The 3,796-nt window shown below is 55.7% G+C and carries 3 protein-coding genes; all 3 read left to right on the top strand.

The features are described from left to right. The coding region (locus J6497_RS40265; RefSeq protein WP_225709683.1) for a hypothetical protein at positions 1 to 339 on the top strand (339 nt) is incomplete at its 5' end. A gap of 179 nt (positions 340 to 518) precedes the next feature. Continuing rightward, positions 519 to 2,471, top strand: a complete 1,953-nt coding sequence (locus tag J6497_RS40260; RefSeq protein WP_225709682.1) for an adenylate/guanylate cyclase domain-containing protein — start codon at positions 519 to 521, stop codon at positions 2,469 to 2,471. A 53-nt stretch (positions 2,472 to 2,524) separates the two neighbouring features. Further along, a complete protein-coding gene (urtA, locus tag J6497_RS40255) occupies positions 2,525 to 3,760 on the top strand; it encodes an urea ABC transporter substrate-binding protein (protein ID WP_225709684.1) in 1,236 nt (411 codons plus the stop codon). Positions 3,761 to 3,796 lie beyond the last annotated feature (36 nt).

Genomic DNA, 3,796 nt, shown 5'->3' with positions numbered 1-3,796 from the left:
GCGGCAGCGGGTTTAGAAGTCTCTGCAGATGCGGCTGGTGGCATTCCTCGCTACGGCATCAGGCGGCGTGGCGGCAATAACGATCGTCTATCGACTCTATGGCAAGAGGTGATTTCCCTCGCCGGCATTGCAAGGTCATTCTCGTCAAGCGGTGGATTGTCATGTTTGACACGAACAGGAACTACCGTGAAGATTCAAGTCCGCAGCCTCGCGATTGCGTTCGCAATTGCTGTTTCTATCACAGTGGCCGCCACGGCCAAATCGCCTGTTGCGCCGATCAATACCAGCCGTGACGACGGACGTGCGCTATCGGGTGCGGCGGGGTTATCCCACCTATAATTCGTACCGGGGCTATCCCGCCTATAGTTCGTATTGGGGCTATCCGACCTATAATTCATTTGGAGCTATCCGACCTATTACTATCCCGGCCTCTCTTACGGCTGGTGGTGACTACGGCTGGTGGCAGCCGGCCGCAACCAAACCGGCCGGGCGAACGAACTAACAGAGATAGAGCAGGTATGGCGACCCAGGAGATTGAGCTCGAAGCACAAATACGGCCCGGTGACCGGTGGACGCTAACATTTCGCACTTCAATTACCTTCGCGGTGATGGCGTTTATCATCGCTTTAGCCGCGCTGCTGATCACTATTCAGGTCCGGGCTCTTCATTCGGCAACGCAGGAAGCTGCGTCCGCCTATATGGACGCGACCAGCGCGAAGGCGTTGGGACGTCTTCAGACGGAGATAGCCACTATAGCGTCGCTGGTGCGTGTACTGGCAACCAGCGCCAGCGTAGCCGATTCAAATGAAATGATCGAGACCAGCCGTGCGATCGCACTTTTCAAAGCCACACTGCAGGAACTGCCCCAGATGGACAGCATCTATGCCGGCTTCGAAAACGGCGCTTGGTTGGAGGTGCGGCGGACCAGTGACCTCAACGAGAATCAGCGCGAGAGGTTACGTGCGCCACTTCGCGCTGATATTGCCATCGATCTGATCCACCCCCGCCCCGATGGCGAACTGCCCATGCGGCGGATTTTCGAAGATCGCCAGGGCAACGATGTCGGACAACTGGATCTATGGAAATACGGATACGACCCCCGCAAGCGGCCCTGGTATCACAAGACGCTGAGGGCCGACCGGTCGCTGGTCTCCTTGCCTTATCTTTCGTTTGATACCGGGGCACCGGTGATGACGATTAGCACACCCCTGCGAGGCAAGGTGCACGGCGTCGTTGCCGCCGATCTCAAGCTCGACACTTTCAGCGATTTCGTCCAAGCGCAACGGCCTGGAGAGCACGGTATCGTCTTGATTTTCGACGCGGCTGGCTCGCTCATCGCCCACCCCGATTTTGCACAATTTATTACCAGCGCGATGACACATCCATCCCAACCGCAATTACCCAACATCAAGGAGGTCAACTCGGGGGTCGCAGCGGCTGTGTTGCGAGGGTCGCATGGCCGCGACTATTACGATGGAGATATCCGTGACGACCAAGGCAACAGCTACCTATTCAGGCTAGCAAAATTCACCCTGGGTGAGCAGCACGGCGCCAAGATATTGTTGCTGGCGGCTCAAGGAGACTTTGTCCAAAATGTTCGGAGGCTACAGTTCACTGGATTAATCGTCGCAGTTGTTGCCGGCGCCGCGTTTGTTCCGGTTGTTTGGATATTTGGCAACGGAATGTCTCATTCCTTGAAAGACATCACGGCACAGGCCGCTAGACTCCAGAAGCTGGCTGCACCCGACCCTTCACCAGTCACATCACGCATTAAGGAAATTTGCGAACTCGGTAGTACGGTGAATCTCGCGCAGCGCACCATACGTTCGTTTGCGCGCTTCGTCCCTAAGGAAATCGTCCGAGGGGTCATGGACAATTCGATATCTACTGAGCTTGGCGGAGTTAGAGAAGAGGTTACCGTCGTTTTCACCGACGTTAGAGACTTTACGACCATCGCTGAGTCCGTTGCCCCCGACATGCTCATGCAGCAAACGTCGCGGTATTTCTCGGTGCTTACAGAGGCTTTCCTCGCCGAAGGCGGAACAATCGACAAGTTCATTGGCGACGCGGTGATGGTGTTCTGGAACGCACCCAATCCACAGCCCGACCATATCGAGCGGGCTTGCCGCGCAGTTCTTGCGGGCAGAATGGCGTGCGAAAAGCTCAACGCTCAATTCGAAGCGGAGGGCCTGAAGCCATTCTTCACGCGGTTTGGCATTCATGTCGGAGAGGCCGTCGTCGGCAACTTGGGCTCGATGGAGCGCATGAATTATACGGCTCTCGGCAATACGGTGAATCTGGCGGCACGTCTCGAAGGCCTGAACAAGCAGTTTGGGACCGCTATCCTTGCTAGCGAAGACGTCTATTTGCGAGTACGGCACTGCTTCCAGTTCAAACCCTTCGATGCGGTCATTGCCAAGGGGATGACAAAGGAAACGCGCATTTTCGAGCTTGTAGGGACATCGACATGAAGTCAGTTTGGGTCCCCCGATGCATCTTGCTGGGATTTTTCGTTTTGCAGCTCATGCTCGTCGCCGTCCCAGCGGCTCGCGCAGACGAAGACACCATCAAAATCGGCATTCTGCACTCTCTGTCCGGCACCATGGCAATCAGCGAATCGGTGCTTAAGGACACGGTCCTCATGCTGATTGAAGACCAAAACAAGAAAGGCGGGCTGCTCGGACGGAAACTGGAACCAATCATCGTGGATCCGGCATCCGACTGGGACGTCTTTGCCGAAAAAGCCCGAGAACTCCTCACAAAGGAAAAGGTCGCGGTCGTGTTCGGTTGCTGGACCTCCGCCTCCCGCAAGTCCGTGCTTCCGATTTTTGAGCAATTGAACGGCCTGCTCTTCTATCCTGTGCAGTACGAGGGTGAAGAGAGCTCTCGTAACATTTTCTACACGGGAGCCGCGCCCAACCAGCAGGCAATTCCCGCCGTCAGATATCTGATGGGCAAGGAAGGAGGAGAAGTTCGCAGATGGGTTCTGCTCGGTACCGATTACGTCTATCCGCGCACGATCAACCGAATCTTGAGCGCGTATCTTACCGCAGAGGGGGTATCGCCAGACGACATCATGACGATTTATACACCGTTCGGCTATTCCGATTGGCGAGGGATCGTCGAGCGGATCAAAGCCTTCGGTTCGGAGGGAAAAAAGACCGCGGTGATATCCACCATCAACGGAGACGCAAATTCGTACTTCTATGCGGAGCTCGCAGATCAACGGGTAGACGCCAGCGCAATCCCAGTCATGGCTTTCTCCATCGGCGACCGCGAACTGCTCGGTGCGGACGCCGCACCCGTCGGGCACTTGGCGGCCTGGGGTTACTTCCAGTCAATCAACTCAGCAGAAAACGAAGCGTTCATCAAAATGTGGGCGGATTTCAACGAGCAACGAGACAAAACCACAAATGACCCGATGGAAGCCACCTTCATTGGCTTCAGGATGTGGGTGCAAGCCGTTGCCCAAGCGGGCACCACCGACGTAAATGCGGTCCGGCAAGCCATGTACGGTCAACGAATCAAGGCACCGAGCGGCTTCGAGGTTGTAATGAACACCAATCATCATCTTTCCAAGCCAGTCATGATAGGCAAAATAAATCCTTCCGGGACCTTTGATGTCATTTGGCAGTCAATCAATCCGATCCGAGCGGAAGCCTGGAGCAGGTACATCCCCGACAGCGCCAAGCGTACCGCGGATTGGACTTTTCCTTGGGTTTGCGGGGGGTGCATCGAGCCAAAATTCAAGGAATGGTGACGGTTCGATTGTTAGTGATCGGTCCTTCCATGGGCT

The sequence above is a fragment of the Bradyrhizobium cenepequi genome, assembly GCF_020329485.1.
GTDB lineage: Bacteria > Pseudomonadota > Alphaproteobacteria > Rhizobiales > Xanthobacteraceae > Bradyrhizobium > Bradyrhizobium cenepequi.
The sequence above is the reverse complement of the archived record's forward strand: the minus strand, read 5'-3'. Positions and strand labels throughout refer to the sequence as shown.